At 71.8% G+C, this 25746-nt stretch carries 25 protein-coding genes and 1 other annotated feature; of the genes, 13 read left to right on the forward strand and 12 right to left on the reverse strand.

Annotated features, from left to right (window positions below; translation table 11 throughout):
* Positions 1-60 precede the first annotated feature (60 nt).
* On the reverse strand, positions 61-1278 hold the full coding sequence (locus DA075_RS06985) for an MFS transporter (RefSeq protein ID WP_099952591.1): 1218 nt from the start codon (positions 1276-1278) through the stop codon (positions 61-63).
* Positions 1279-1474: 196 nt separating this feature from the next.
* On the opposite strand from DA075_RS06985, the gene DA075_RS06990 reads away from it, so the two are divergent.
* Positions 1475-1795 carry a HigA family addiction module antitoxin gene (locus DA075_RS06990; protein WP_099952592.1) on the forward strand — a complete coding sequence of 107 codons (321 nt, stop codon included), beginning with the start codon at positions 1475-1477 and terminating at the stop codon, positions 1793-1795.
* A 36-nt stretch (positions 1796-1831) separates the two neighbouring features.
* On the opposite strand, the gene DA075_RS06995 is transcribed toward DA075_RS06990, so the two are convergent.
* The 4 genes from DA075_RS06995 to mazG all read right to left on the reverse strand — a co-directional run bounded on the left by DA075_RS06995 (position 1832) and on the right by mazG (position 5004).
* Positions 1832-2836: a catalase family peroxidase gene (locus tag DA075_RS06995; RefSeq protein WP_099952593.1), complete on the reverse strand. Its 1005-nt coding sequence runs from the start codon at positions 2834-2836 to the stop codon at positions 1832-1834.
* 92 nt (positions 2837-2928) lie between these two features.
* Positions 2929-3507 (reverse strand): GNAT family N-acetyltransferase, encoded by a 579-nt coding sequence (locus DA075_RS07000; protein ID WP_099952594.1) that lies wholly within the window; start codon positions 3505-3507, stop codon positions 2929-2931.
* Between the two features lie 8 nt (positions 3508-3515).
* Positions 3516-4124, reverse strand: a complete 609-nt coding sequence (locus DA075_RS07005) for a helix-turn-helix domain-containing protein (protein ID WP_099952595.1) — start codon at positions 4122-4124, stop codon at positions 3516-3518.
* Positions 4125-4197: 73 nt separating this feature from the next.
* Positions 4198-5004 carry a nucleoside triphosphate pyrophosphohydrolase gene (gene mazG, locus DA075_RS07010; protein ID WP_099952596.1) on the reverse strand — a complete coding sequence of 269 codons (807 nt, stop codon included), beginning with the start codon at positions 5002-5004 and terminating at the stop codon, positions 4198-4200.
* Positions 5005-5701: 697 nt separating this feature from the next.
* Here mazG and DA075_RS07015 point away from each other — a divergent pair.
* The 6 genes from DA075_RS07015 (at position 5702) to dapA (ending at position 12326) form a co-directional block, all read left to right on the forward strand.
* A protein-coding gene (locus tag DA075_RS07015; RefSeq protein WP_099952597.1) for an IS3 family transposase occupies positions 5702-6930 on the forward strand; the annotation gives its coding sequence in 2 pieces (ribosomal slippage) (positions 5702-5996 and positions 5996-6930; 1230 coding nt in all).
* Positions 5983-6099 (forward strand) — a sequence feature (AL1L pseudoknot). (Overlaps the previous gene by 117 nt.)
* Before the next feature lie 301 nt (positions 6931-7231).
* Positions 7232-8329: a replication protein RepA gene (locus DA075_RS07020; RefSeq protein WP_099952598.1), complete on the forward strand. Its 1098-nt coding sequence runs from the start codon at positions 7232-7234 to the stop codon at positions 8327-8329.
* 540 nt (positions 8330-8869) lie between these two features.
* Positions 8870-9385 (forward strand): HTH domain-containing protein, encoded by a 516-nt coding sequence (locus tag DA075_RS07025; protein ID WP_099952599.1) that lies wholly within the window; start codon positions 8870-8872, stop codon positions 9383-9385.
* Between the two features lie 224 nt (positions 9386-9609).
* A complete protein-coding gene (locus DA075_RS07030) occupies positions 9610-10950 on the forward strand; it encodes an MFS transporter (protein ID WP_099952600.1) in 1341 nt (446 codons plus the stop codon).
* A gap of 240 nt (positions 10951-11190) precedes the next feature.
* Complete coding sequence (locus DA075_RS07040; protein WP_099956463.1) at positions 11191-11421, forward strand: hypothetical protein; 231 nt, start codon at positions 11191-11193, stop codon at positions 11419-11421.
* Entirely contained in the window at positions 11418-12326 is a 909-nt protein-coding gene (gene dapA, locus DA075_RS07045) for a 4-hydroxy-tetrahydrodipicolinate synthase (protein WP_099952602.1), read from the forward strand. The genes DA075_RS07040 and dapA overlap by 4 nt, the downstream gene beginning before the upstream one ends.
* 10 nt (positions 12327-12336) lie before the next feature.
* On the opposite strand, the gene DA075_RS07050 is transcribed toward dapA, so the two are convergent.
* Complete coding sequence (locus DA075_RS07050; RefSeq protein ID WP_099952603.1) at positions 12337-12618, reverse strand: hypothetical protein; 282 nt, start codon at positions 12616-12618, stop codon at positions 12337-12339.
* Between the two features lie 647 nt (positions 12619-13265).
* On the opposite strand from DA075_RS07050, the gene DA075_RS07055 reads away from it, so the two are divergent.
* On the forward strand, positions 13266-13484 hold the full coding sequence (locus tag DA075_RS07055; RefSeq protein ID WP_123834182.1) for a hypothetical protein: 219 nt from the start codon (positions 13266-13268) through the stop codon (positions 13482-13484).
* A gap of 77 nt (positions 13485-13561) precedes the next feature.
* Here the strand turns inward: DA075_RS07055 and DA075_RS07060 are convergent, their stop codons facing one another.
* Together DA075_RS07060 and DA075_RS07065 are read right to left on the reverse strand one after the other, a co-directional pair.
* Positions 13562-14974, reverse strand: a complete 1413-nt coding sequence (locus DA075_RS07060) for an adenylate/guanylate cyclase domain-containing protein (protein WP_099952605.1) — start codon at positions 14972-14974, stop codon at positions 13562-13564.
* Between the two features lie 818 nt (positions 14975-15792).
* Positions 15793-17106 (reverse strand): solute carrier family 23 protein, encoded by a 1314-nt coding sequence (locus DA075_RS07065; RefSeq protein WP_099952606.1) that lies wholly within the window; start codon positions 17104-17106, stop codon positions 15793-15795.
* Positions 17107-17344: 238 nt separating this feature from the next.
* Here DA075_RS07065 and DA075_RS07070 point away from each other — a divergent pair, with 238 nt between their 5' ends.
* On the forward strand, positions 17345-18070 hold the full coding sequence (locus DA075_RS07070) for a substrate-binding domain-containing protein (protein WP_164712233.1): 726 nt from the start codon (positions 17345-17347) through the stop codon (positions 18068-18070).
* A gap of 30 nt (positions 18071-18100) precedes the next feature.
* Here the strand turns inward: DA075_RS07070 and DA075_RS07075 are convergent, their stop codons facing one another.
* Positions 18101-18589 carry a hypothetical protein gene (locus tag DA075_RS07075; RefSeq protein WP_099952608.1) on the reverse strand — a complete coding sequence of 163 codons (489 nt, stop codon included), beginning with the start codon at positions 18587-18589 and terminating at the stop codon, positions 18101-18103.
* Between the two features lie 558 nt (positions 18590-19147).
* On the opposite strand from DA075_RS07075, the gene DA075_RS07080 reads away from it, so the two are divergent.
* Both DA075_RS07080 and DA075_RS07085 read left to right on the forward strand, forming a co-directional pair.
* Positions 19148-19876 carry an autoinducer binding domain-containing protein gene (locus DA075_RS07080; protein ID WP_099952609.1) on the forward strand — a complete coding sequence of 243 codons (729 nt, stop codon included), beginning with the start codon at positions 19148-19150 and terminating at the stop codon, positions 19874-19876.
* 168 nt (positions 19877-20044) lie between these two features.
* A complete protein-coding gene (locus DA075_RS07085) occupies positions 20045-20512 on the forward strand; it encodes a DMT family transporter (RefSeq protein ID WP_164712234.1) in 468 nt (155 codons plus the stop codon).
* A 51-nt stretch (positions 20513-20563) separates the two neighbouring features.
* Here the strand turns inward: DA075_RS07085 and DA075_RS07090 are convergent, their stop codons facing one another.
* Positions 20564-20770 (reverse strand): hypothetical protein, encoded by a 207-nt coding sequence (locus DA075_RS07090; protein WP_099952611.1) that lies wholly within the window; start codon positions 20768-20770, stop codon positions 20564-20566.
* 432 nt (positions 20771-21202) lie between these two features.
* Here DA075_RS07090 and DA075_RS07095 point away from each other — a divergent pair, with 432 nt between their 5' ends.
* Together DA075_RS07095 and DA075_RS07100 are read left to right on the forward strand one after the other, a co-directional pair.
* Positions 21203-22753 carry an ATPase domain-containing protein gene (locus DA075_RS07095; protein WP_099952612.1) on the forward strand — a complete coding sequence of 517 codons (1551 nt, stop codon included), beginning with the start codon at positions 21203-21205 and terminating at the stop codon, positions 22751-22753.
* Entirely contained in the window at positions 22740-23780 is a 1041-nt protein-coding gene (locus tag DA075_RS07100) for a sensor histidine kinase (protein ID WP_099952613.1), read from the forward strand. The genes DA075_RS07095 and DA075_RS07100 overlap by 14 nt, the downstream gene beginning before the upstream one ends.
* Before the next feature lie 257 nt (positions 23781-24037).
* Here DA075_RS07100 and DA075_RS07105 read toward each other — a convergent pair whose 3' ends face one another.
* Together DA075_RS07105 and DA075_RS07110 are read right to left on the reverse strand one after the other, a co-directional pair.
* On the reverse strand, positions 24038-24730 hold the full coding sequence (locus DA075_RS07105) for an HAD hydrolase-like protein (RefSeq protein WP_244936602.1): 693 nt from the start codon (positions 24728-24730) through the stop codon (positions 24038-24040).
* Positions 24724-25554 (reverse strand): hypothetical protein, encoded by an 831-nt coding sequence (locus DA075_RS07110; protein ID WP_099952614.1) that lies wholly within the window; start codon positions 25552-25554, stop codon positions 24724-24726. The genes DA075_RS07105 and DA075_RS07110 overlap by 7 nt, the downstream gene beginning before the upstream one ends.
* Positions 25555-25746 lie beyond the last annotated feature (192 nt).

Genomic DNA, 25746 nt, shown 5'->3' on the forward strand with positions numbered 1-25746 from the left:
GGGCGATCCCGCCCAAGAGGGCGATCCCCCCGAAGCGGTCGATCCGGCCCAAGCGGTGTGTCACGCGGCGGCGAAGCGGCGCCCGCGCAGATGCGCGGCGAGCCGGCGCCGGACCAGGCAGAAGGCGGCCGAGACACCCAGGCAATAGACCCCCATCCCGGTGACGATGCCGGCGAAGGGCATGCCGGCATCGATGAGCAGGCCCGACAGGAAGGGGCCGAAAGCCGTGCCCAGCACCATGATCGCCACGATGGCGCCGCGGATCGCCCCGAGATGGCGGGTGCCGTAGACCTCCGGCCAGAGGGCGCCGAACAGGGTCAGCGAGATCCCGTCGGTGACGCCGTAGAGCAGCATGAAGGCGAAGGCGGCGGAAGGAGCGGAGATCCCGCCGAGGATCAGGCAGCCGAGGCCGAACGGCACCAGGTAGAAGGGCAGCAGCGCCAGGGCCGAGAACCGGTCGACGAGGCGGCCGGCGACGAGCAGGCAGAGGAAGGCCGCCACCGCGTAGGGCGGGAAGGCGGCGGCCAGCACCTCCGGCGACCAGCCCCGGCTCTCGGCGAGATGCACCTGGTGGAAGAAGATCGTGTTGCTGATGAAGGAGGGCGGCAGCATCGCCGCGAGCAGCCCGTAGAGGAACGGGTCGGCGAGGGCCTGCGCCCGCGTCGCCCCGTGAGCCGGGCCGGAGCGGGTCGTCGCCTCCGGCACCCGCTCGCGCCGCACCAGGACCCGGGCGAGGGGCAGGGCGACGAGGACCAGGAGCAGGGCGATGCCGAGCCAGGCGCCGCGCCAGCCGAGGAGGGCGGTCGCGGTGACGAATCCGAGGGGCAGGCAGGCCTGGCCGGCATTGAGCCCGAGGGCGGCGAGCGACACCGCCCGGCCACGCTCCGCCGAGAACCAGCGCCCGAGGAGCGTGTAGGCGGTCTGCAGCATCAGCCCCTGGCCGGCGAGGCGGAGCAGAAAGAGGCTCGGGGCGAGGGCGAGGAGGTTCGGCGACAGGCTGAGGCCGGCGGCGCCGGCCGCCAGCAGGCCGGCCGCGAGGCTCACCACCCGCGACGCCGGCCAGCGGTCGATGAGCCCGCCGAGCCCCGCCAGCGCGACGGCCGAGGCCAGGGTGACGCCGGCATAGAGCGCCCCGAACGCCCCGTCCGACAGCCCGAATTCCCGCCGGATCGCCCCGCCCGACAGGGCGACCACGAAGGTCTGGCCGAAGCAGCCGCAGAACAGGAGCAGGAACCCGGCCGCGAGCCAGCGGAGGTTGGCCTTGAGGAAGGGGGTCATGGGGGTGGGAGTAGCGGCGAGGCGTGATTGCCGCAACGACGATCTGCCCGAGTGCTTTCGCTTCCGCCTCTCCAGATCATTCCGGGGGCACACAGCGGAGACCGGAATGACGCGGAATGTATCAAGACCGTCGAGCAGAATCAGATATTCTGATCTTCTCGTTTTACTGCTTGAAAGAACCGTAACGGATCACCCCATGGCGATCGAACTGGAAACCGAAGACCTGCTTCCGCCTCTCCATCCCGGAGAGGTGCTGCGCGAGGAGTTCATGGTGCCGCTCGGCCTCACCCCCTACGCGGTCGCCAAGGCCTGCGGGGTGCCGCGCACCCGGATCGAGCGGATCGTGCGGGAGGAGACGCCGGTCTCGGCCGACACCGCGCTCCGGCTCGGGCGCACTTTCGGCATGAACCCGCAGGTGTGGACCAACCTCCGGGGGGATTACGAGCTTCGGCGCGCCCAGAGGGAGATCGGGGCGGAGATCGACCGCATCCAGCCCCTGGCACGGGAGGCGGCGTGAGGGAGGCGCGCGGCCCGAACCGCGCGCGCCCGTCGCTCACTGCGAGCGGCGACCGAACGAGATCGCGTAGGCCTGCACCCGGGCGTCGATCAGCGGGTCGTCGGAGACCTCGACGCCGTCCGGCAGGTTGTTGGGCATGAACAAGAGCGCCTTCTCGGCGGTCTCGCTGTCGGGGACCGCCTTGGTCACGGTCAGGGTGCCGAGATCGACCAGCCGCCGGTCCTCCGGCCAGGGAATCGTCGCATCCTTGGTCGCGTCGCCGGGCTGGGCGATCTGGGCCAGCACCCGGAACGACACCGGGGCCTTGGCGAGGCTCGCCGGCATCTCCTCGACGAGGTAGTTCGGGCCCTTGGCCTTGGCGTCGTCGGCGCTCAGGATCTCCTCGCCGGCCACCGGCACGATGCGGTAGCGGAAGGGGGTGCGCTTGCCGGCGGCATCGATCAGCACGAAGGCGTTGACGCCGTTGTAGGTCTGGCGGCCGAAGCTCGACGGGGTCCGGGCGGTGGCGAGCGCCCTCGGGGCGGCCGGGTGCGCCGCCATGAACTGCTCGACCGGGCTGGGCTTTTGCGCGTCGGGGCCGCTCCTGGTGATCGCCACCAGGAGATCCCGGAACTCCTCGCCGGTCGCCACGGGGAAGAACTTCAGCGAGTTGGTGACGACGTCCATCTCGGCGCCGTCGGCGGGCTTGAACTTGATCGACAGGCCGTGCGGGTTGGCCTCGGGCGCGCCGTCCGGGATCTGCGGCAGGCCGGTCGCATCGGAGAAGCGCACCGTCACCGGCACGGCGGCGCCGGAGAACACGCTCGCCTTGCTCAAGGTCGCGGCCTCCTTCGAGGGGGTGAAGCTGCCCTCGACCACCACGCCCTTGGCGTGGTTCGAGCGCTTGCCCGGATGGTCGCCGAAGATCTTGGTCATCGCCGCGATGGTCTGCTCGGCGGTGGACGACGCGTCCTGCGCGAGGGCCTTCTGCGCGACAGCGGCGGGCGCGGCGAGCATCAGCGCGGCGCCGAGGAGCGCGCGCCGGAGCGTGGTGTGGGTCATCGTCGGTCATCCCCTCACAGGGCCGATTCGGCCCGGCGCGACATGACCCGAGGATTCGATTGCGCGCAAGCGATCGGCGCATCAAAAATCCGTCAGGTTCCAATCTGGCGCGAAAAGGCCTGGAGCCGCTTGTACATGAAGGTGCAGGGCTCCGGCACGCCCTCCGGCGAGCAGGCATAGTCCGGCACCACGCCGGTGACGGCGTAGCCGAGCGCACGGTAGAGCGCCTCGCCGGCATCGTCGGACCGGGTGTCGAGGATCAGGAGCGAGCGCCTCTCGGCCCGGGCCACGGCCTCGGCCTCCAGCATCAGGGCCCGGCCGAGGCCGCGGCGGCGTGCCTCCGGATGGACCAGCACCTTGGTGATCTCGGCCCGGTGGCGGCCGTTCGGCGGGGCGGCGAGTCCGACCTGGGTGCTGCCGACGATGCGCCCCTCTTGGCGCCCTTCTTGGCGCCCCTCTTGCCGGCCCCCCTGCCGCGCCACCAGCAGCCGGCGCGCGCCGCTGCGCAGGGCCGGCAGCCCGTCGCGCCAGAACGCCTCGGCCTCGGGGAGAGTGAAGGGCAGCACGAAGCCGATGCTGGCGCCCTGGAGCACGCAGGCATGGAGCAGGGCGGCGAGGTCGGGCAGGGCGGCCTCGGCCGCCTCGGGCGAGAGGTGATCGATCGAGAACATGGGGAATCTCACGGCCGGCAGATCGCGATGAGGTAGCGGGCCTCCGGGCCCGGGCAGGAAAAGCGCGAGGCGCCGGCGAGGAGGTAGCGCAGGCAATCCCCCGGCGAGAGGGCGTGGGTGACGCCGTCGAGGGTGAGGTCGAGCCGGCCCTCCAGCATCCAGAGGTGATGCTCGAGGCCGCCGACCGGCGGCGCCTCGTAGGCGATGGCCGCCCCCGCCGGCAGGGTGCCGTGGACGAGCTCGGCGGAAAAACCCTTCGCCGGGGGCGAGACGATGCGGCGGCGAAAGCCGGTCTCGGGATCGACCCAGACGCCCTGCTCGGCCTCGCGCACCAGCCGGGCCGGGTCGGCCTCGATCTCGGCCAGCAGCCGCGACATCGGCCGGCCATAGACGGTGCAGAGCCGGCCGAGCAGCGAGGCGGTCGGGCTGGTGTCGCCGCGCTCCAGCCGCGACAGGGTCGCCCGGCTGATGCCGCTGGCGCTCGCCAGCGCGTCGAGGGACAGGCCGTGCTCCTGCCGCAAGGCGGCGAGCCGGGCAGCGAGGCGCAGGTCGATCTCCGAGGCCTGGGGCTCGGGCGAGGGGCCGGAAGCGCGGCCCAGCGCAAGGGAATCTCTCATTCTTGAGAAGTTCTCTCTTATTCGATCGCCGGTCAAGCCCGGCCGGCCATGCCTCTCGTTGGGTGCGCCCGCTTCAGCGCTCCCGCCTCTTCACCGCGACCCAGGCCGCCTCCATGGCGGCGAGGCCGGCCTCCGGCAGGCTGCGCCCGTCCTTCGTCACCTCGGCCTCCATCGCGGAGAAGCGGCGCTGGAATTTGAGGTTCGCCCGCCGCAGCGCCTCCTCGGGATCGATTCCGGCATGGCGGGCGAGGTTGGCGACCGAGAACAGCAGGTCGCCGATTTCTTCCGCCACCGCCTCCGGGCCTTCTCCGGCGAGCGCCTGGGCCACCTCGTCGGTCTCCTCGCGTACCTTGGCGATGACCTCCGCGGCGTCCGGCCAGTCGAAGCCGACGGAGGCCGCCTTGCGGGAGATCTTCTCGGCGCGGGCGAGGGCGGGCAGCGCCAGGGGCACGCCGGCGAGCGTATCCTGCGGCGCCGGGCGGCCCTTCGCCGCCCGTTCCTCGGCCTTGATCGCCGCCCATTGGGCATTCACCGCAGCCTGATCGAGGCCGCGGACCTCGCCGAAGATGTGGGGGTGGCGGCGCACCATCTTGTCGGCGATGGCGGTGGCCACGTCGTCGAACGCGAAGGTGCCGGCCTCCTCGGCGATCCGGGCCTGGAACACCACCTGGAACAAGAGGTCGCCGAGCTCGTCGCGCAGCTCCTCCGGGTCGCCGCTCTCCACCGCCTCGGCGACCTCGTAGGCCTCCTCGATCGTGTAGGGGACGATGCTGGCATGGGTCTGGGCCAGGTCCCAGGGACAGCCTCCGTCCGGATCGCGCAGCCGCGCCATGATCCCGAGAAGCCGCGCGATCGGGGGGTGCTCATGCTCGCTCGCCATCCGCCCGCGCCGCCTCCGGCGGCGCCTCGACCCCGCTCATAGGCCCCCCCGGGCGTCCGGGAAAGCGCCCCGGCGGATGGGGCAGGGGACTGATATTCCTCAATTATTCCGTAAATTCCCGACCGATGTCCGATTGGATCCAATCCGCGCCGGAGGCGCGTCGTAGCGTTCTTCAAAACGAACCCTCTCTCGGGCCTATAGGTGACTTATCAGTCATGGATTCTCAGAGAGTCAGTTATGTGGATTATATGGAGGGGCGAATTCCGCCGATCCGACAGGGGCTTACGGGGTGGTCGCGCATACGGGTCTGCGTGGATCGGCATCGGATTCTGCGTGGAGGCGCATCGGATTCTGCGGGGATTCCGGGGGTTCGCGCATCGGATTCGGCGTGGCCGCGCATCGGATTCGGCGTCGGGCCCCGCCCAGGCCCTCGGAAACCGGCCGGTTTCGCGAGGCCCCCGCGTATCGAACTCTGCGCAGGCCGCGATCCCGCGATCCGGCCCCGTATCGAACTCTGCGCCCGCTCATCCACCGCCCGTCCACCGGCTCGCCCACAGGCCCGGGCCGGGCCCGGTCACCTCCTTGTCCCGGGAAGGCCCACAGGGCCGTGCACAGGCCGCCCACAGGCTTGGGTCGAGGCAGGGGGCTGAACCGCTCCGGGTTTTTCGGAGGCTCCAACTTCTGAGAGGATGGAGCCATGACGAAACGAACAGCCCCGTTTTCCCCTGAGGTGCGTGAACGTGCCGTGCGGATGGTGCGCGAGCACGAGGGCGAGCACGGCTCGCAGTGGTCGGCAATCCAGTCGATTGCCGCCAAGATCGGCTGCTCGGGCGAGACGCTGAGGAACTGGGTGCGCCAGTCCGAGCGGGATCAGGGCGTGCGACCCGGGCAGACGACGGACGAGCGCGAGCGGATCAAGGCGCTGGAGCGAGAGAACCGCGAGCTGCGCCAGGCCAACGAGATCCTGCGCAAAGCGTCGGCGTATTTCGCCATGGCGGAGCTCGACCGCCGGTCACGGCCATGATCAGCTTCATCGACGATCACCGGGAGGTCTACGGGGTCGAGCCGATCTGCAGGGTGCTGCCGATCGCCCCGTCGACCTACTACCTGCATGCGGCCCGACGTGCCGATCCCGAGAAGCAGCCGGTTCGTGCGCGCAGCGACGCCGCGTTGATGATCGAGATCCAGCGCGTGTTCGAGGCCAACTTCTGCGTCTACGGCGTGAGGAAGGTCTGGCGGCAACTGGCCCGGGAGGGGATCGTGACCGCGCGATGCACGGTGGCGCGGCTGATGCGCCGATTGGGCTTGGCGGGGGTGGTGCGTGGCAGGACCGTACGCACCACGATCCCCGACCCGGCCGCTGCCTGCGCTCTCGACCGCGTCAACCGCCACTTCAAGGCTCCCCGGCCGAATGCCTTGTGGGTCAGCGACTTCACCTACGTGCCGACGTGGTCGGGCTTCGTCTATGTGGCCTTCGTCATCGATGTGTTCGCCCGGCGCATCGTCGGTTGGCGGGCCTCACGCAGCGCTCACGCGTGCTTCGTCCTGGATGCTCTGGAACAGGCGCTGCACGAGCGTCGCCCTGGTCAGGGCAGCGGGCTGGTGCATCACTCGGACCGCGGCTCGCAATACTTGGCTCTACGCTATACCGAGCGCCTGGCTGGAGCAGGCATCGAGCCGTCGGTCGGCAGCGTCGGCGACAGCTACGACAATGCCTTGGCGGAGACGATCAACGGCCTGTTCAAGGCAGAGGTCATCCACCGACGCGGACCCTGGCGCTCCTTCGAGGCCGTCGAGTACGCCACCCTGGAGTGGGTCGACTGGTACAACCACCGTCGCCTCCTCGCGCCAATCGGCAACGTCCCTCCCGCCGAGGCCGAAGCGCGCTACTATGCTCACGTCGGCGACCAGGCCTCGGCCGCCTGACCCAAGCCAACAAGCCTCCGAAAAACCCGGAGCGGTTCAGGCATCACCCTCGAAGCCGGAGCGGCGGGGCCCTCTCCGGGGCTCCCGGCAGGCCCGCACGGGTCCCGGGACGGGCGGGCGCCGGAATCTGGGCGGGATAACGGGGACGAGTGGTGGGAATCTTGGGATAACCCGGCCCCACCCCCGGAATCCCGGGATCGGAATCGTGCATGAAGGTTTGGGCAAGCGGGCTGGGCAAGGAGGGCCGGTCCGGCCCGTCACCGGCGGGAGCGCCGTTCAGCGTCAGGCAAGATCGTCACGCATGAGCATCGAGGCCAGGATCGCGGCGATCCACGACGAGGACCTGCTGGCCGAGCTGGAAGCGGCCCGGGGCGGGTTCCTGTTCGCGGTCATCGTCGAGCACATCGCCCACCGCCAGGCCCTGCGCGACGCCGAGCGGGCGGAGGCCGGCCGCCAGCAGGATGCCCGCGCCGCCATGGGGCGCGACCAGCGCCGGCGCGACGCGGTGCGGATGGTGATCGAGGCCGAGCCCGTCACCCCGGACACGATCCAGCACATCCATTCCGTCCTGGCGCTCTGCGGCCTGCCCTACCGCGATCCCGGCGAGGAACGGGAGTTCTTTCGGGAATACGGCCGCAACACGCTGAGCATCCTGGCCGGGCGGCTGAAGAACCCGGCCACCGGCCAGATGGAGCTGCAAGGGCTCCCCTACGGCCCCAAGGCCCGGCTGGTGCTGCTGCATCTCTGCACCGAGGCGGTGCGCCAGCGCAGCCCCACGGTCGAGGTCGCCGACAGCCTGTCGGGCTTCATGCGCGAGATGGGGTTCGCCGTCACCGGCGGCGAGCGCGGCACCATCCGGCAGTTCAAGGAGCAGCTCCACCGCCTGGCCGCCTGCACGATGCAGATCGGCCTCTGGGACGGGCAGTCGCGCTCCTCGACCATCACCATGCCGCCCTTCCGCCAGCTCGACCTCTGGCGCGTCGGCGGCCAGGACGGCATCGCCTGGTCGAAGACGGTGCAGTTCCACCAGGATTTCTACGACAACCTGGTCCAGCACGCCCTGCCGGTCGACATCAGGGCCGCCCGCGCCTTCTCGGGCTCGGCGCGCAAGCTCGACCTGCTGTTCTGGATCGGCTACCGCCTGCGCAGCCTGCAGCGGCCCTTACGCCTGAGCTGGGACATCGTCCACAAGCAGTTCGGCGCCGACAACGCCTCCCTCAGAAGCTTCCGCCAGGCGTTCAAGGCCGACGTGGCCCACGTCAAGGAGGTGTTTCCGAAGCTGCCGATCAGCCTCGACGAGGCCGGCCTGCAGCTGATGCCGACCGATCCCGGCACCCTCCTGGTGCCGCCGAAGCCCGCCCGCCGCAAGGCGGCCGCCGCGGGGGCGGGAGCGGCCTGAGGGGAGGGTGGGGACGCCCGCCCGCCCGGCATCGGCGCGCGGCGTTCCGGGACGCGCCTTCGGGATGCCCGGGACGAAGGGCCGCCGGTGTCGTCGGGCGCAGCGGCGATGTTCCGTCCCGACCCGCCGACGATCGTGAATGTCGGGGTCCTCCCTGCGGGCCGGCGTCGCGATAAAGGGAATATGCCCTTCTCCGGCCCATGGAATGTTTCGCATTCATTCGAAGCAGTGCGAGGGTCGGTCAGGCTTGCGATTCGCCCGGCACCGCCTTCCCCCCTGTGAGGCAGCATCGTCGGAAAACAGGGAAGGACGCTGGAATTTTCCTCGCCCAGCGGGCGGGGAGAGGAGAATTCCAGCGCCATCCCCCTTCCTGCGGCCCCGTGCGGGAGGGAAGATCCGGGCGCGGGATGCCGCTGCGCAGTGGATCGCGGCCGAACGGTCCGGCAACGGGCTTGCACTTTCGTGGAATATTCCTATTCTACGTATTCCCATGACGGATGCTCGCTCGTCCGGGAGAATGGAATATTCCAAGAGGCCAGCATGTTCCTGTCGGAAGCGGAAACGGAGGCCCGGCTGGACGCGTTGCGGCGCCAGCGCGCCGCCCTCGACCGGGCCATCGCCGAGCACGAGCTCTACCTCGATCTCGGCCGCCGGCTCGCCCGGCCGGCCGCCGCCGAGCCGGTCCGGACCGCGCCGGTGGAGCCGCCGCGCCCGGATCCGGCGCCGCGAGTCTCACCTGAAACGCCCCGGGCGGAGCCCGCCCCGCGTCCCGTCGCAGAGCCCGTCCCCGCGGCCGCCCGGCCGCAGGAGGAGCCCCCCGCCGGCACGACGGCGCGCCAGGAGGGACGCCGGCTGATGGAGGAGGCGGAGGAGATCCTGGCCGAGGCCGGGCGGCCGATGCATGCCGCCGAGATCTGGGAGCGGCTCGCCGCCCGCGGCCTGACCCTGCCCGGCCACGATCCGGTGGCGGCCCTCAACACCCGGCTGTGGAAGCGCGCGAAAGGCGGCACCGTCTTCCGCCGCCTCGGCGACGCGGTCTACGGGCTCGCGACCTGAACCCGGCATCGATGCGACCGGATCGGCTGTCAGGCTCTGGTCGATGCGGCACGCGCATCGACCCATTCAGCCTTTGACTTGGACCTCGCCCCGGAGCCGCCCCTAGGGTCCCGTCCCGGAACGCCCCTGCGGGAATGCGGGGCGCGAACAAGACGCCGTCGCGGCCGACCGGGACACGATCGTGATGCTCGATCGTGGTTGCCGGGCCGCCCGGGAGGAGATCCATGAGCGCAGTCCTCGGCCTTGCGGCCGCGAAGCGGAGCCGCATCCGCCTCGTCATCCTGGCGATGCTGTTTGCCGCCACCGCCATCAACTACGCCGACCGGGCGACCATCGCCATCGCCGGCCCGGCCATGGCCAAGGATCTCGGCTTCGACGCCGTGACCATGGGCTACGTGTTCTCGGCCTTCGCCTGGTCCTACGTCCTCGCCCAGCTCCCCGGCGGCTGGCTGCTCGACCGCTACGGCGTGAAGTGGGTCTACGCCGCGGCGATCTTCCTGTGGTCGGCCTTCACGCTGATGCAGGGGGCGGTCGGCTTCCTCTCCGGCTTCGCCGCCGTCGCGGTGCTCTTTTCGCTCCGTCTCGCGGTGGGTCTCGCCGAGGCGCCGGTCTTCCCGGCCAATGCCCGCATCACCGCGGCCTGGTTCCCGGCGAACGAGCGCGGCATGGCCTCGGCCTTCTTCAACGCGGCGCAGTACTTCGCCACCGTGCTGTTCGCCCCGCTCATGGGCTGGATCGTCCACGCCTTCGGGTGGCACCACGTCTTCACGGTGATGGGGGCGCTCGGCATCGCCTTCGCGCTGCTCTGGACCCAGGTGGTGCACGGCCCGCGCGAGCACCCCGCCATCAACCCGGCCGAGCGCGACTATCTCGAAGCCGGCGGCGCCATGATGGACATGGACGGGCGCCCGGCCGAGACCGCTTCCCGCGCCGGCCGCACCCTGCGCCAGCTGCTCGGCGAGCGGATGCTGCTCGGCATCTATGTCGGCCAGTACTGCATCAACACGCTGACCTACTTCTTCCTCACCTGGTTCCCGGTCTACCTGGTGAAGGAGCGCGGCCTGTCGATCCTGCAGGCGGGCTTCGCCGCGACGCTGCCGGCCCTGTGCGGGTTCTTGGGCGGCATCCTCGGCGGCGTGATCTCCGACCAGCTGCTGCGCCGCGGCTATTCTCTCACCGCCGCCCGCAAGATCCCGATCGTGTCGGGCATGCTGCTCTCGATGGCGATCATCGGCTGCAACTACGTCCAGGCCGACGCCCTGGTGGTCGGCCTGATGGCGCTCGCCTTCTTCGGCAAGGGGATCGGCGCGCTCGGCTGGGCGGTGGTCTCGGACACCTCGCCGAAGGAATCGGGCGGCTTGAGCGGCGGCCTGTTCAACACCTTCGGCAACCTCGCGGGCATCACCACGCCGATCGTCATCGGCTACATCGTCCGTGAGACCGGCTCGTTCAACGGTGCCCTGGTCTTCGTCGGCCTCAACGCCCTGGTGGCGGGCCTGTGCTACCTGGTGGTGGTCGGCGAGATCCGCCGGTTCGAGCTCAAGGCCGTGACGGCGTCGTCCTGACCATGACCCCATGACCGGAACCAAGCGGGGCAGGGGCCCGATCCGCCTCCTCGTCGCTCTCGTCCTCGCCCTCGCGGTCCTCCGCGGGGGCGTCGCCGCCTGGGAGAGCGCGCGGGGCCTCACGGCGAAACCCTACGGGATCCTGATGCCGGGACGGGTCCGTCCGCCTCGATCCTTGACGCCGATCGGGACACCGTGAGGGTGCGGCCGCTGGACGGCCGCGCGAACCCCGAACCCGCGATGTCCCAACCCGTGGTTGTCCCCGCGCCGGCCTTGAGCCCGGCCCGTCTCCCGCTCGCCTTCCTCGTCGGCCGGAGCGCCGAGGGCCACTGGATCGCCGTCGAGACGCACGGCCTCGGCGGCGGCCTCTTCCGCACCTGCCGGGACGCGCTGCATTACGCCGCCGCCGAGACCGGCCGCCGGCCCGACGCGGTGCGGCTCGCCGACACCATTCTGGTCCTCGCCCCGTGACGCGCGCACCGGCGCTCGGCGGCGCGCTCACCGCCCTCGTCACGCCCTTCGCCGCGGGCGGGACCCGGCTCGACGAACGGGCGCTCGGCGACCTCGTCGCCGGCCAAGTCGCGGCGGGCACCGAGGGCCTGGTGGTCGGCGGTCCCACCGGCGAGGGGCCGACCCTGACCGAGCCGGAGCGCGATCGGATTTTGCGCGTCGTCCTCGCGGCGGCCGGGGGCCGGATCCCGGTGATCGCCGCCACGGACAGCAACGGCACCCGCACGGCCATCGCCCGGACGCGGGCGGCGGAGGCCGCCGGGGCCGCCGCCACCCTGGCGGTCACGCCCTTCTACAACCGCCCGACGCAGGAGGGTCTCTCCCGGCACTTCGCCGCCATCGCCGCCGCGGCCGACCGGCCGCTCCTCCTCCACAGGGTCCCGGCCCGCGCCGGGACCGACCTCCTGCCCGAGACCGTGGCCCGCCTCGCCGCGCTGCCGGGCATCGCCGGGATCGTCGATGCCACCGGCGACCTCGCCTCCTTCAGCGCGATCGGGCGGGCGGCGGGCCCGGGCTTCCTGCTCCTCTCCGGCGACGACGCCACGGCCGCTGCCCACGGCGCGATGGGCGGGCAGGGCTGCGTCTCGGTCGTCGCCAACCTGGTGCCGGGGCCCTGCGCCGCCCTGCAGCGGGCGATCCGGGCCGGGGACCATGCCCGCGCCCGGGACATCCAGGCCGGGCTGGGACCGCTGATCGCAGCCCTGTCCCTCGAGACCGACCCGGGCCCGGTCAAGCTCGCCCTCGCGCTCCTGCACTCGAGGAGCGCGCCCGACCTGCGCCTGCCCCTGGTGCGGCCGCGGCCGGAGACGGAGGCCGCGCTCGCGGCGGCGCTGGCACGCGTCGATCGGACCGGGGAGGCCGCTTAGGGCGGTCGGCTCAATCCCCGCCGGCCTCGTGCGTCTCGCGCACGAAGGCGGCCCGCGCCTTGGCGTCGGGCGCGACGTCCCTGGCGCGGCACCAGGCCAGGAAGGTATCGGGCTCGATCCGGATGCGGGCCACCGCCACCCCGCTGCGCGACACCTCGCGCTCGACCTGGATCGCGGACATCTGCCAGGCGGCGTAGCTCTCGGGCAGGCCGGACTCCGCCATCGCCTCCCGGATCCGGGGATAGTCGCCCGGCTCGTACCAGGCGATGCCGACGCTCCGTGGGCGTTCCATCGATGACCTCTCGCGCATGCCCGGACATCCGCCCGCGGCCGGCCAGTGTCGCCGCGCCGGGCAGGCGCGCAACAGAAAAAAAGGCCGCCCTTGCGAGGCGGCCCGAAGTCTAGGGAGGAAACGCCCAAAGAGGGCTGCACCGCCGCGACGCCATCGCTGCGGTGCGACGCCGTTCTCTCATGCTGCATCGCACACAGCAATCGATTGCAGCGCACAACGGTCATGCTTGATGCGCATGGATCGGGCTCGCGGCGTCGGGCGGCGGCCCCGGAGGGCGTCAAACCGCCCCTTGCCCCGCGATCCCGACCTGTTAGACGACAGGTCTCCCTCGTGGACGTACCCTGTGGCGCTCCGGCTCCGCCGACAGGCTGGACCGTGAGGGAGCTCGTGACGACGAGTTGGCGGTGGACCAGTTCTCCCCGCCAGCCTGTGAGGCTCAGTGGGCCGGGTGGTTGCGGGAGGGTCGGCGCAGCGGGGAACAGGAACCGCGTCGCCGGCTGATGGCCCACACATTCGCCCCTGCGACAGGGGGCTTTCGCCCGAGGCGGCGGGCCGCTGGGGCGGGTAGTGCGCCGCCGCGCAAGTTCAAGAATTCCGGAAACGGCCACGCTTCGCTAACCATGCGCCCAGTTCGCATGGGAGCACGCATGAGAACGGCAGCGAGAGCCTACCGGTTCATGGGCGGGCAGCCCCGCCGGTCCGATCGATCCTGCGAGACGCGCGGCGGCGAGGCCCGGCCCGGCCCGGCCGGGGGGCGGCCGGTCGGGGAGATCTGGTCGCAGCAGGACAGCCGCGGCCTGACCGCCCGCGAGCTGATCCGCCTGGCCCAGGCGGTGCGGCTGCGGCCGGCCCGCCCGCCGGAGTAACCCCCGGCCCCGTCACGGAAACCCGAGAGAGAGAGACGAAGGCCCCGCCGCAAGCGGGGCCTTCGTCGTCCGGAGCCTCACGCGGGCAGGACGGGGGCGAAGATCGTGATCGGTTGCGTGCGGCCGGCGAGGGGCTCGCGGCCGACCTCCCGCCAGGCCGTCGGGTCCGACGAGCCGGCGACGGCGGCCTCGGAGGCGAGCACCACCGCGCCGTAGCGCTTGGTCGCCTGTTCGAGGCGCGAGGCGACGTTCACCGCATCGCCCAGCACCGTGAACTCCATCCGCTCCTCGTCGCCGACGATGCCGCAAAACACCTCGCCGACATGGATGCCGATGCCGATCCGCACCGCGCGGGGCAGTTCCCGGGTCTCGTTCCAGGCCTCGACGATGCCGGCGAGGTCCTGCGCGAAGGCGAGCGCCCGGGCCGCGTCGTCGCCGCCCTCGTCCGGCACCCCGAACAGGATCAGCGCGCCGTCGCCGATGAACTTGTCGACGAAGCCGTGATGCCGGCGCACGCAGGCCAGGATGCGGGTGCGGAAGGCGGTGAAGAACCGCGACAGCCCTTCCGGGTCCATGCCCTCGGCCATCCCGGTCGAGTCGCGGATGTCGACGAAGGCGATGACCGCCCGCTGGCGGCGGCCGCGGCGGAGCGCGGCGTCCCCCGCCGCGAGGCGGGGCACGATCTCGGCCGGCAGGAAGCGCGACAGGCTGGCCCGCCCGACCGCGTCCCGGACCGCGGAGGCGAGGAGCCGGCGCGAGCGCACGATGCCGAGGGCCGTGGCGGCGCCTGCGAGCAGGATCAGCGCGAGGCGCATCACGTTGACGGGCATCGAGACCAGCTGGGTCCAGGCCGGCGTGCCGGCGGAGGCCGGATCGAGGACCAGGCGGTGCCCGAGCCCGGCCGCGATGCCGAGCAGGCCGAGGGTGAGGAGCGCGACGGCGGAGAGCTGGACCTTCACGTCGTAGCGCAAAGCCCCGACCGCCAGGACCAGGGGGATCGCCCAGACGATCGGCGCGGAGGGCAGGGCGTTGCCGGGCAGGCCGCGCTCGCCGAGGGCGAGGACCGTGATGGCGAGCACCAGCCCGACATCCAGCACCATGAACAGGTAGGCGTAGGCGTGCCGCCAGCGCTGCGGCACCGCGAGCGCGATGCTGGCCGCGCCGATGGCCAGGAAGCCCAGGGCGGCGATCCAGGCATTGTGCTCGAAGAGGCCGAGCGACACCCCGGCCAGCTCGTGCAGCAGGTGGCTGGCGGCGATCACCGTGACGAAGACGCAGGCCCCGATCCCCACCCGCAGCCAGCCGATCAGCCGCTCGGCCGCGACCTCGTGGCGGCGCATCAGCCCGGCGACGAGATCGCCCGCGAGGGGGGCGACCAGGGAACCGGCCAGGGGATCGGTGAGGAGGTCCGCCCCGGCGCCCGCCGGTGGGCCGGTGACCGCGGCGGCTTTACGGGACGGATCCTGCTGCAAGCGCAATCCTGGCTGCATGCCGGCCTCCTGTCGCTCCGGATAGGGCGGAGAAAGGCCTGATTAGAGCATGGCGGTGGCCGGGCGGCTACTGGGGCTGATCTGATCCAGCCGAGACGCGAGCTTTCTCGAATCTGTCATGCGGGTATCGAGGCCCGTCCGATCCGATCGAGCTTCGGGGAGGCGGCCCGGGATGGTTCGCGCGAGGGGGAGCGTCTGTCGAGCGGGACGCCCAGGCCTTTCAGCCGCGACGCGCACGCATCCGCGACGATCCTTCGCTCGGTCGTCGAGCGACGCGGTGCCGGACCTTAACGGGTTCCATAAACCAGTTCGGCCAGCCGCGCCGTCGCGGCGGCGCTGAAATTGACCGTTGCGGCGGGTCTCAGCCTGGCAGACGAGGCCGGCGTCGCGCGCCTGCCGGCTCTCGCCGCGGTCTTTCCCTTGGGCACGGCCCTGCCGATGGCCGAATTCTTCGACGATGTCGCGGATCGCGCTGCTGCCGTCCTCTGGGCCGCTGTCGTCGTCACCATGATCCGGAGCTCCAGTCGAATACGGTCATGTCCACGATGCGCGATTGACTTTAAGTCATTGTGAATTTCACAGACAAGATAAACTGATCGTCGATATGAACGGCCGATCTCTGCTGCGGATCATCGCGGACCTTCTCGCCGACATGCCGATCATGTGCTGACACGGCGCAAACATCTCGTCTGGTTCCGTTGCTGGCGAGGCGGCAAGGTCCGGGGATGTCGGAAAGAAGCAGCGTCCGGTCGGCCCGCGACCGGACGCTGCTCGATCATCGTGGTCGAGCCTTGCGGTGTTCGGGTCTGCTGTCCGGGTCAGGCCGGATCGTCGCGCAGCAGGTGGTAGAGCAGGATCGCGGCCGCCGTGGCCGTCCCGATCCCGCCGAGCTTGAAGCTGCCGAGGCTGACCGTGAAGTCGCCGGCGCCGAGCACCAGGGCGGTGCCGACGGTGAGCAGGATCCGGGTGCGGGAGAAATCGACCCGGTTCTCGACGAAGATCCGCCCCGCCGCGGCGGCGATCAGCCCGAACACCACCACCGACAGGCCGCCGATCACCGGCCCCGGGATCACCAGGATCGCGGCGCCGAATTTCGGCGACAGCCCGAACAGGATCGCGACCAGCCCGGCGACGGCGAAGACCAGGGTCGAGTAGATCCGGGTCACCGCCATCACGCCCATGTTCTCGGCATAGGTCGTCACGCCGGTGCCGCCGAACGCCCCTGAGAGCATCGTGGCGAGCCCGTCGCCGAGGAAGGCGCGGCCGAGATACGGATCGAGGTTGCGCCCGGTCATCGCGCCGATCGCCTTCACGTGGCCGAGATTCTCGGCGACCAGCACCAGGGCGACGGGGGCGATCAGCCAGATCGCGGAGGCCTCGAAGACCGGCGTGGAGAAATGCGGCCAGCCGAACCACGGCGCCTCGGCGATCCGCGCGAGGTCGAGCGGCTTGAGACCGTAGGATTCGGCGAGGCCGAGGCCGTTGGCCAGCACGCCGTAGAGCAGGGTGGCGGCCACCGCCCCGATGAGGAGCGGCAGGCGCCGCGCGGATCCCGGCAGGTAGGAGGCGGCGAGGCCGACCGCCAGGATCGTGAACAGCCCGATCCCGACATCGAGGCCGGAGCCCGAGATGCCCTTCACGCCGATCGGCGCGAGGTTGAGGCCGATCGCCCCGACGATCGCCCCGGTCACCGCCGGCGGCATCAGCCGGCCGATCCAGGCATCGCCGGCCCGCATCACCGCGATCCCGATCAGCGCGTAGACGGCGCCGGCGGCGATGATGCCGCCGAGGGCGACGGGGAGGTTGGGGTTCGGCCCGCTGCCGCCATAGCCGGTGGCGGCGATCACCACCGCGATGAAGGCGAAACTGGAGCCGAGATAGCTCGGCACCCGCCCGCCGACCACGACGAAGAACAGGAGCGTGGCGATGCCGGAGAACAGGATCGCCAGGTTGGGATCGAAGCCCATCAGCAGCGGGGCGAGGGCCGTCGAGCCGAACATCGCCACGACGTGCTGGAGCGCCAGCACCACCACCTGCCCGAGCGGCGGCCGCTCGTCCGGCAGCACCACCGCGCCGCGGGCGAGGCGCCAGCGCGGAAAGCCCCGCTCCCGTGTCCGTTCCTCCGGTCCCATGGTTGTCCCCCCTGATCGCTTGTCCGGGGAAGGCCTTAGAGGATTTGGCGCCGGTCCGGGAATAGGAGGTGGCTTGTGCCTGCGTGCCGTCCTGCGCCACTGCGCTTCCGGATGGAGCGCGGTTCCCCTCTCCAGGCGATCGCCGGGCGAGCCCGGGATCGCTGCGATGTGCGGGAGGGGCGGTCCCGCGGCTATTCGTGAACGGCCCATCATCGGAACGCATCAGGCGGTCGACAGCATGATTTTTTCGAACGAAACCGCCGACCTCACCGTCATGATCTCGGGCGGCTTCGCGCTCGCCTACGAGGCGGCGCTGCCGGATTTCGAGCGCGCGACCGGCTTGAGGGTCCGGACCCTGTCCGGCGCCTCGCAGGGGCAGGGGCCGCGGACCATCCGGCACCAGCTCGCGCATGGCGCGCAGGTCGACGTGGTGATCCTCTCGAACGAGGGCCTGCACGAGCTGACGGGAGAAGGCCGGATCGTCGAAGGCTCGGCGGCGGAGCTCGCCACCGCGCCGCTGGCCGCCGCGGTGCGGGCGGGGGCGCCGCATCCCGAGATCGGCACCACGGCGGCCCTCGCCCGCACCCTGAGGGCGGCCCGCCTCGTCGTGATGCCGGGCAGCACCAGCGGGCTGTTCATCCAGGACAGCGTGCTGCCGCGTCTCGGCATCGCCGAGACCGTGCGCAAGCGGGTGTTGTCGCGGGGCACCGAATCCGCCGCCGCCTTGGCGGCGGGGGAGGCCGACCTCGCCCTCGGGCCGGTGAGCGAACTCGTCGACGTGCCGGGGATCGAGGTGGTCGGGCCGCTCCCCGACGAGGTCCAGCTCGTCCAGACCTTCACGGCGGCGATCGTCGCCGGCGCGCAGGCCGTTGCACCGGCCGAGCGGCTGATCGCCCACCTCGTCTCGGCGCAGGCCGCGGCGGCGATCCGGCGGACCGGCATGGAGCCGGTCGGACGGGGGTGAGGGGCCGCGCGTCGCGCGACCCCCGCGAGGTCAGGCGAGGGCGGCGCCCCACGTGTCGGCGCCGGGCGCCTTCTCCTTGGTGATGGTCCCGGTGGCGTCGACGTGGAGCTCGGTCCAGGCTCCGCCGTCCTGTCGCGCCAGCACCTCGACGTGCTTCGGCTTGCGCCGCGGCTCGCCCGCGGGCGTCCAGCCCGCCGCCGTCACGGCGGCGAGGGCGGCGGCGGGATCGACCGGCGCGCCGGATCTGGGATCGGACTTGGCCTTGCCCGGGTGATGCGGCTTCTTGTGATGGATCTCGACCGGCGCGCGGCCCTCGGCCGCGATCCGCGCGACCTTGATCTCCGAGGGGCGGCGCTCGCCCTCGAGGGTCACTTGCAGGCCGGCGGCGAGGGGGAAGGCCTCCGCCCCCTTGGGCCCGAGATCGGCGAGATGGACCGCGCCGTCCGCCTCCAGGGTGAAGCGGTGCGCGAAGACGTGCTGGATCGTGCCCGAGAGGGCGGTGGTGTCGTGGTGCGGCATGATCTTCTCCGAAGAGCGCCCAACCGCAGGCGCGTCCGGTAGATGGCGGGCGGTCACGGGCGCCGCAAGGCCGTCCTGCTCAATCCTTCCCCGCTCCCTCGCCGGATCATCGCTGCGCTGCGGCTCGCCTGACGCAGAGATCTCGAGCCGAGCCCTCGATTCGGTCCGCAACCGCTGCACAGGTCGGGCGGATCGACTGGGGCAGGCCGCCGCGTCGTCCGCCCAGATTCCCGTGCCAGCTTCTCGTGCCAGCTTCTCGTGCCAGATTCTCGTGATGGCGGGTTTCCATGCCGGCGATGTCCGACCCAGAAACCGGCGGCCTTTGTGGCGAACCATGCCGGAAACGGGCGCCGCGGGCCCGGGCCGGCATCCCCCCGCGGCGCGGGCAGGCTGGGCAAGTCTAGTCGGGCAGACCTTGCGGGGCAGGTCTTGCGGGGCAGGTCTTGCAGGTCAGGTCTTGCCGCCCTCCCGGAAATCCGCGACATCATGCCTCTCTGCCGCCGTGCCGCGGCTACAATCACAGATGTTTCTGAATGCTCTCCGCGTTAGGCAGGTTGCATGAGCCGGAAGCGCCTCGATCTGACCCTCGCCTTCCTGCGCTCCCTTGACCGGACCGCGAGCGCGCAGGACGTCTCCGATCTCCTGCTGCGGCTCCTCGGCCGCTTCGGGATCGAGCACGCGCTGGCCGGAACCCTGCCGGTCATCGGCGCGCCGCCGCGCCAGCAATACGAGCACTCCCTCCTCGACGCGATGCCGCCGGACTGGAAGACCCGCTACCTGTCCCGCGGCTACCTCTTCCGGGACGCGACGGTGCGCCACCTCGCCGGGGCGAGCGCGCCCTTCGCCTGGTCCGAGATCGCCGACCAGTACCGCGAGGACCCGGCGGCCCTGCGCATCATGCACGAGGCCGGGGAGCACGGCCTGCGCCAGGGGGTCACCGTGCCGCTCCTGACCCTGGACGGTCAGCTCGCGGCGTTCAGCTTCTCGGGCGCGCGGGTCGAGGTCTCGCCGGAGGATCTCGGCACGCTGCAGCTCGTGGCGACCTACGCCTTCGCCCAGCTCGTGCTGCTGCGGTCGGAGGCCGGCGCCGAGATCCGCCTGTCGCCGCGCGAGCGCGAGGTGCTGCAATGGGTGGCCGAAGGCAAGACGAGCTGGGAGATCGGCGAGATCCTGGCGATCTCCTCCAAGGGCGTCGAGCACCACCTGCGCACCACCCGGACCAAGCTCGGCACGCTCAACAGCGCCCAGTCGGTGGCGGTGGCCCTGCGGCGGGGATTGATCTCCTGATCCCGGCCGGGGCGCTCCACGCGCCGTTCCGGTTGCCCCGTTCTGTTTCCTATATTTGACAAACGTCCATCATGGGAGATGATCGCGGCCCGACAGGAGCCGCGCCATGCCATTGTCCCCGATGCCATCCGTCCCGATCCCCTCGCCCCGCCCCGCCGGGGCCGCCCGATGACCGGCGCGGCGCTCCTCTGCCTCGTCGCGGGAGCGGCTCTGGTGATCCAGAACGCCGTGATGGGGGCGATCGTGGCGCGGGGGACCGGCCTGACGGGGGCGCTCCTGTGCAACTCGCTGGTCGGGCTGTCCTTGCTCGGCCTCGTCGAGGTCTGGCGCAGCGGCCCGGCCTTCCCGCTGCGCCTGGCGGAGCGGGCGGAGCCCTGGTTCCTGGTGCCGGGCCTGCTCGGCACGCTGGTCGTGGCCGCGAGCCTCTACGGCTACCGCCAGCAGGGCGCGACCGTCACGGTGGCGATGGTGGTGGCGGGCCAGCTCGCGGCGGGAATCGCCGGCGACGCGATGGGCCTGACCGGCCGCAAGGGCGGCCTCGGTCCGGACGGCTCCCTCGGCCTTCAGACGTGGATCGGGGCCGCGCTGCTGCTCGCCGGCGCGGTCCTGATCCTGCGGGGGCGCGGGCCGGCCTGAGTGGATGGGGGCCGGCCCGACATGATGGGGGTGGCCTGCACCCCCTCGGGGTCAGCCCCGGCCGCCCCGGGGCGCCTCGGCGGAGACGGCCGAGACGAGGCCGTCCGGGGCAGGCCCGGCGCCGAGCAGGTTGACGGCCACGTGGAGGCCGATGGCGGGTCCGAAGACCAGGGCCAGCATCAGGAGAAGCACGGTCACGACGCTGCGGTCGCGGGTGGCGGTGGCGCCGGAGCGGGCGCCCGTCGTCATCAGGGTCATGGCTCACCTCGTTCGACCGGCCGCATCGGCGCCGGTCGCGGGCGAGCCCGATCAGCGATCAGGCGCGGGTCACGCGAGGCGGTACCGAGGCGGCACGGTCCGTCGACTACTGTCGCTGGGCATGGGGGATGAAGGATTCCGGTGACGCCGCGCGCGGCCGATTCGTCGGCCGCCCACGGACTAAGGCCACATGCGTGCGAACCCCCGCCGCGTCAAGAGCCGGGATGCGCTTTTCGGCGCGCTTTTTCCCGCTGCGGACGCGGGGCCGCGTCTCGCCCCCTGAACGCACAGCCCCGGGCGCTCAGACCCGTTTGTTCTCGCCGCAATTCTTTGCCACAAGCCGGGTGTCCCTGCCGACAGCCCCCACCGGGTACCGCGAGCCGGCGCCGCCGATTCGAAGACCAGCCCGCCGAGACAGTCAGCCTGCCCGCCATGCCCGATCCCGTCCTTTCCCCCACCGACGATGCGGCCCCGGTCCCGACCGGCGTGCCGGGCCTCGACTCCATCCTGGAGGGCGGCTATGCGGCCAACCGCGCCCACCTGGTCGAGGGGCGGCCAGGCTCCGGCAAGACCACCCTGGCGCTGCAATTCCTCCTCGACGGGGCGCGGCTCGGCGAGCGCTGCCTCTACATCACCCTCTCGGAGAGCCGGCGCGAGCTCGTCTCCGTCGCCTCCCGCCACGGCTGGTCGCTCGACGGCATCGAGATCTTCGAATTGGTGCCGCCCGAGCTCAGCCTCGACCCGCGCCAGCAGCAGAGCCTCGTCCATTCCTCCGACCTGGAGCTCGGCGAGACCGTGCGGCTGGCCATCGCGGAGATCGACCGGGTCAAGCCGCAGCGGGTCGTGTTCGACAGCCTGTCGGAGATCCGCCTGCTCTCGCAGGGCTCGCTGCGCTACCGCCGCCAGGTGCTGGCCCTGCGCAACTACCTCCTCATCCACGACACCACCGCGCTCCTCCTCGACGACCTCACCGCCGAGCAGGACGACCTCAACCTGCACAGCCTCTGCCACGCGGTGATCCAGCTCGAGCAGCTCGCCCCCCTCTATGGCGGCGAGCGCCGGCGCCTGCGGGTGATCAAGATGCGCGGCACGCATTTCCGCGGCGGCTATCACGACTACGTCATCCGCCGCGGCGGCCTGACGGTGTTCCCGCGGCTGATCGCGGCCGAGCACGGCCACCCTTACGAGGCCGACCGCCTCGGCAGCGCCAATGCGGGCCTCGACGCGCTGCTCGGCGGCGGGCTCGACCGGGGCACCAGCACGATGCTGCTCGGCCCCTCGGGGGTCGGCAAGTCCTCGACCGCGCTCGCCTACGTGACGGCGGCGCTCGCGCGCGGCGAGCGCGGGCTGATCCTGAGCTTCGACGAGCCGGTCGGGATCCTGATGCGCCGGGCCGCCGGCCTCGGCATGGACATCACGGCGGCGGTCGCGGACGGGTGCCTGCAGGTCAAGCAGATCGACCCGGCGGAGATCTCGCCAGGCGAACTCGCCGCGATAGTGCGCGACGCCGTCGAGCGCGAGGGCGTGCGCCTGGTGCTGATCGACTCGCTCACCGGCTACCAGAACGCGATGCCGGGCGAGCAATACCTCCTGCTCCAGATGCACGAGATCCTGACCTACCTGAACCAGCAGGGCGTGACGACGCTGCTCGTGCTGGCCCAGCACGGGCTCGTCGGGCAGATGTCGACGGTGGTCGATCTCACCTACCTCAGCGACACCGTGATGCTGTTTCGGTTCTTCGAGGCGGATGGGCACTTGCGCCGGGCGGTGTCGGTCGTCAAGAAGAGGGTGGGGCCGCACGAGGACACCATCCGGGAACTTCGGATCGACGGCGACGGTTTGCGTGTCGGCGAGCCGCTGACGGGCTTCCGGGGCGTCCTCACGGGCGTGCCGAGCTATCACGGCGCGCCCGGCCGCCTCCTGGCCGAGCGCGAGGACGCGGAGCGGGATCGGCCAAACCGGGACAAGCATGAGAGAGAGTGATCCCCCGGTCCTGATCCTCGCCCCCGCCGGGCGCGACGCCGCGGTGGCGGGCAGCATCCTGGAGGAGGCCGGCCTGCGCTCGGAGATCTGCGCCGACCTGCCGGCCCTCGTCTCCCGGCTCGATGCAGGCAGCTGCGCGGTCCTGACCGAGGAGGCCCTGCGCGCCTCCGACCGGCACGGGCTCGCCGCCTACCTGGCCGGGCAGGAGCCGTGGTCGGACTATCCCTTCGTGCTGCTCACCCTGCGGGGCACCCCGCCGGATGCGCGGCTGATGGATTCCCTCGGCAACGTCACCCTGCTGGAACGGCCGTTCCACCCCGCCACCCTGGTCACCGCCACCCGCTTCGCCGTGCGGGCGCGGCGGCGCCAGCGCGAGGCGGCGGCCTTCCTGCACGAGCGCCAGCAGACCGCCGAGCGCCAGGCCCTGCTGATCCGCGAATTGCACCACCGGGTGAAGAACACGCTCGCCACCGTGCAGGCGCTGCTCGGCGCCTCGGCGCGGTCGGCCACCAGCGTCGACGAGTTCTACCAGGGCTTCTCGGCCCGGGTGATCTCGCTCGCCAAGACCCACAACCTCCTGACGGAGGATTACTGGCAGATGGCCTCGCTCCAGGAGATGCTGGAGAACGAGCTCGGCCCCTACAACGACGAGGCCGGCCGGCGCATCGCCCTCGAAGGCCCGCATGTCGAGCTCACCGCCGACCTCGCGGTGCCGACCGGCATGGCGATCCACGAGCTGACCACCAACGCCGCCAAGCACGGCGCCCTCTCGGTGCCCGAGGGGCGCATCACCGTGGCCTGGGCCGTCGACCAGGGCGAGACCGGCCGTCGCCTGCGGCTCGACTGGACCGAGCGCGGCGGCCCGCGCACCGCGGAGCCGACCCGCAAGGGCTTCGGCTCGACCCTGCTGCAACGGGTGCTCACCATGCAGTGCGGCGCCGATATCGGCTTCGACTTCAAGCCGACCGGCCTGCACTTCCGCATGGAGGCACCGCTGATCGAGCACCGGACGGTGCCGCATTACTGACGTTCACTTGATCTCATCCGGCTGACACCTGCCAGGTCATACCACCGCGCTTTCGCATCGACACGTCGATGCGAAAGCGTCCGGCGCATCAGCGCCGGCGCCCATTCGGGCTTAGCCAGCGCCTTCGGACGAGTCCGTTCGAAGGCGCGGCGGTATCATTCCGGGGCCGTGACAGCGGAGCCTGGAATGACGCGGTGGGTGCGAAATCTTCGAGAGCCCATCAACCAGGCTTCCGATCAGAGTCCGACGAGTGGGCGTCACGCCATCCCGGGCAGGAGCGCCGCCGCCACCGCTTCGGGCGTGGAGAACAGGTGGGTCGGCCCCGCCGCGGCGAGGGCCTCTGCCCGCGTGTAGCCCCAGGTCACCGCCCCGAAGGCGAGCCCCGCCCGCGTCGCGGCGTCGTGGTCGCGCAGCTCGTCGCCGAGGCACAGGATCCGGTCCGGGGAGAGGCCGCTGTCCCGCGCCACGGCCCGGAACCGCCGCGCCTTGCCGAGCAGGGCCGCGCCGCAGGCGTAACGGTCGATCAGGCCGGCGCCGCCCGGCCCGAGCACCCGGCGCACCACATCCTCGCGGTTCGAGCTGACGAGCGCCAGGGTGAGTCCGCCGGCCCGCAGGCGGGCGAGCAGGGCGGGGATTCCCGGGAAGGGCGCGAGCTCCGCCGCGTCGCGGGCGGCGAGGGCACGCATGTGGCGGGCGATCAGCGGCAGCTTCCAGCCCGGCACGCCCAGATGCCGCAGCACCGCCCGCGCCTCCAGCGCCCGCAAGGACTCGACCTCGTGCGCGGCCGGACGGCGGAAGCCGTAGCGGTCGGCGACGCCGGGGAGCACCCGGGCGAACCACGGGAAGGTGTCGGCGAGGGTGCCGTCGAAATCGAGGATGACGAGCCGGTACGGCGGACCGTCCAGCCCCGCGAGACGATCGTCCCGACTCGCGATCCGGTCCGTTACCAGCACACGCGGGGCAGCCGGCGCTTCCAGCGCTGGCCGATGCGCAGGTCCTCGTCGCCGGCGCGGCGCTTCACCCGCGGGCGGATCTCGCCGGCCCGGTTCTCGCCATCCCGAGTCTCACCATCGTCCGAGGCCTGCGGCGCAGCCTCGGTCTTCGGAAGCTCGATCCGGTCCTGGGACCGGGGCGGCACGGTGATCGGCGCGGGGGTCTGGATCGGGGCCTCGTCGGGCCAGTCCTCGGGCCACACGAAGGCCGGGCGCGGGCCGGCGGTGCGGCGGGGCGCCGGCTCGGCGGCGCGGTAGCGGCGGACCCGGGGCAGCTTGGGCTCGGGCTCGGGCGCGACCTCCGGCTCGGGCTCGGGCTCCGGCGGGGCGATCAGGCTCGGCAGGACGCGCTTGGCCGTGCTCTGCTTCGCCGCGGCTTGCTTGGCGGTGGCCTGCGGTGCGGCATCCTTGTCGGCCGCCACCTTGTCGGCGGGAGCCTTGCCGAAGATCGGGAGGTCCGGCGGGTCGAAGCGGCCGGACTGGGTCGCGGCGGCGGCCTCCTCCAGGAGGCCGGTCCCGGCCCAGAGGTTGCGGCCGGGGGAGGGAGGCCGGCTCTCGGGCTCGCTCGGAGCGGGCGCGTTCGCCGACAGCTTCGAGGGGCCTGCCGGGGCCTTGAAGAGGCCCGCTGCCGGATTGGGCAATCCCGCCGGGGGCTTTGAAAAGCCCGCCGGGGGCTTGCTGGCGGGGCGCTCGCTCTGGGGCCGCTCGCCGTCGGGCAGGGGTGAGGTGCGGCTGCGCTTGATCTCGACCGTGAATGACGGTCTCGCGCGGTGGCGCGTCATTGAATGTCCTGAAGCGATCTGTTCGGAATCAGTCGCCCGCGGCCATGCGCGCGGGCACGATCCTCACTTAGGATGGGTGACGGGAATTGTCCATGCCAAGAATTGATAAAGTCTCAACGGAGGTCACAGTGACGGCATGGCGATGGTCTCGTGCCCGCCAGAACAATGCCGGCGCGAGCTTTGACACAATCG

Source organism: Methylobacterium currus (assembly GCF_003058325.1).
Classification (GTDB): Bacteria; Pseudomonadota; Alphaproteobacteria; order Rhizobiales; family Beijerinckiaceae; genus Methylobacterium; species Methylobacterium currus.

Bases quoted from the DNA above. Each gene is read 5' to 3' on its own strand.
- DA075_RS06985 (WP_099952591.1), bottom strand. From the start codon at position 1,278: ATGACCCCCTTCCTCAAGGCCAACCTCCGCTGGCTCGCGGCCGGGTTC.
- DA075_RS06990 (WP_099952592.1), top strand. From the start codon at position 1,475: ATGGCGATCGAACTGGAAACCGAAGACCTGCTTCCGCCTCTCCATCCC.
- DA075_RS06995 (WP_099952593.1), bottom strand. From the start codon at position 2,836: ATGACCCACACCACGCTCCGGCGCGCGCTCCTCGGCGCCGCGCTGATG.
- DA075_RS07000 (WP_099952594.1), bottom strand. From the start codon at position 3,507: ATGTTCTCGATCGATCACCTCTCGCCCGAGGCGGCCGAGGCCGCCCTG.
- DA075_RS07005 (WP_099952595.1), bottom strand. From the start codon at position 4,124: ATGAGAGATTCCCTTGCGCTGGGCCGCGCTTCCGGCCCCTCGCCCGAG.
- mazG (WP_099952596.1), bottom strand. From the start codon at position 5,004: ATGGCGAGCGAGCATGAGCACCCCCCGATCGCGCGGCTTCTCGGGATC.
- DA075_RS07020 (WP_099952598.1), top strand. From the start codon at position 7,232: ATGAGCATCGAGGCCAGGATCGCGGCGATCCACGACGAGGACCTGCTG.
- DA075_RS07025 (WP_099952599.1), top strand. From the start codon at position 8,870: ATGTTCCTGTCGGAAGCGGAAACGGAGGCCCGGCTGGACGCGTTGCGG.
- DA075_RS07030 (WP_099952600.1), top strand. From the start codon at position 9,610: ATGAGCGCAGTCCTCGGCCTTGCGGCCGCGAAGCGGAGCCGCATCCGC.
- DA075_RS07040 (WP_099956463.1), top strand. From the start codon at position 11,191: ATGTCCCAACCCGTGGTTGTCCCCGCGCCGGCCTTGAGCCCGGCCCGT.
- DA075_RS07050 (WP_099952603.1), bottom strand. From the start codon at position 12,618: ATGGAACGCCCACGGAGCGTCGGCATCGCCTGGTACGAGCCGGGCGAC.
- DA075_RS07055 (WP_123834182.1), top strand. From the start codon at position 13,266: ATGAGAACGGCAGCGAGAGCCTACCGGTTCATGGGCGGGCAGCCCCGC.
- DA075_RS07060 (WP_099952605.1), bottom strand. From the start codon at position 14,974: ATGCAGCCAGGATTGCGCTTGCAGCAGGATCCGTCCCGTAAAGCCGCC.
- DA075_RS07065 (WP_099952606.1), bottom strand. From the start codon at position 17,106: ATGGGACCGGAGGAACGGACACGGGAGCGGGGCTTTCCGCGCTGGCGC.
- DA075_RS07070 (WP_164712233.1), top strand. From the start codon at position 17,345: ATGATTTTTTCGAACGAAACCGCCGACCTCACCGTCATGATCTCGGGC.
- DA075_RS07075 (WP_099952608.1), bottom strand. From the start codon at position 18,589: ATGCCGCACCACGACACCACCGCCCTCTCGGGCACGATCCAGCACGTC.
- DA075_RS07080 (WP_099952609.1), top strand. From the start codon at position 19,148: ATGAGCCGGAAGCGCCTCGATCTGACCCTCGCCTTCCTGCGCTCCCTT.
- DA075_RS07085 (WP_164712234.1), top strand. From the start codon at position 20,045: ATGACCGGCGCGGCGCTCCTCTGCCTCGTCGCGGGAGCGGCTCTGGTG.
- DA075_RS07090 (WP_099952611.1), bottom strand. From the start codon at position 20,770: ATGACCCTGATGACGACGGGCGCCCGCTCCGGCGCCACCGCCACCCGC.
- DA075_RS07095 (WP_099952612.1), top strand. From the start codon at position 21,203: ATGCCCGATCCCGTCCTTTCCCCCACCGACGATGCGGCCCCGGTCCCG.
- DA075_RS07100 (WP_099952613.1), top strand. From the start codon at position 22,740: ATGAGAGAGAGTGATCCCCCGGTCCTGATCCTCGCCCCCGCCGGGCGC.
- DA075_RS07110 (WP_099952614.1), bottom strand. From the start codon at position 25,554: ATGACGCGCCACCGCGCGAGACCGTCATTCACGGTCGAGATCAAGCGC.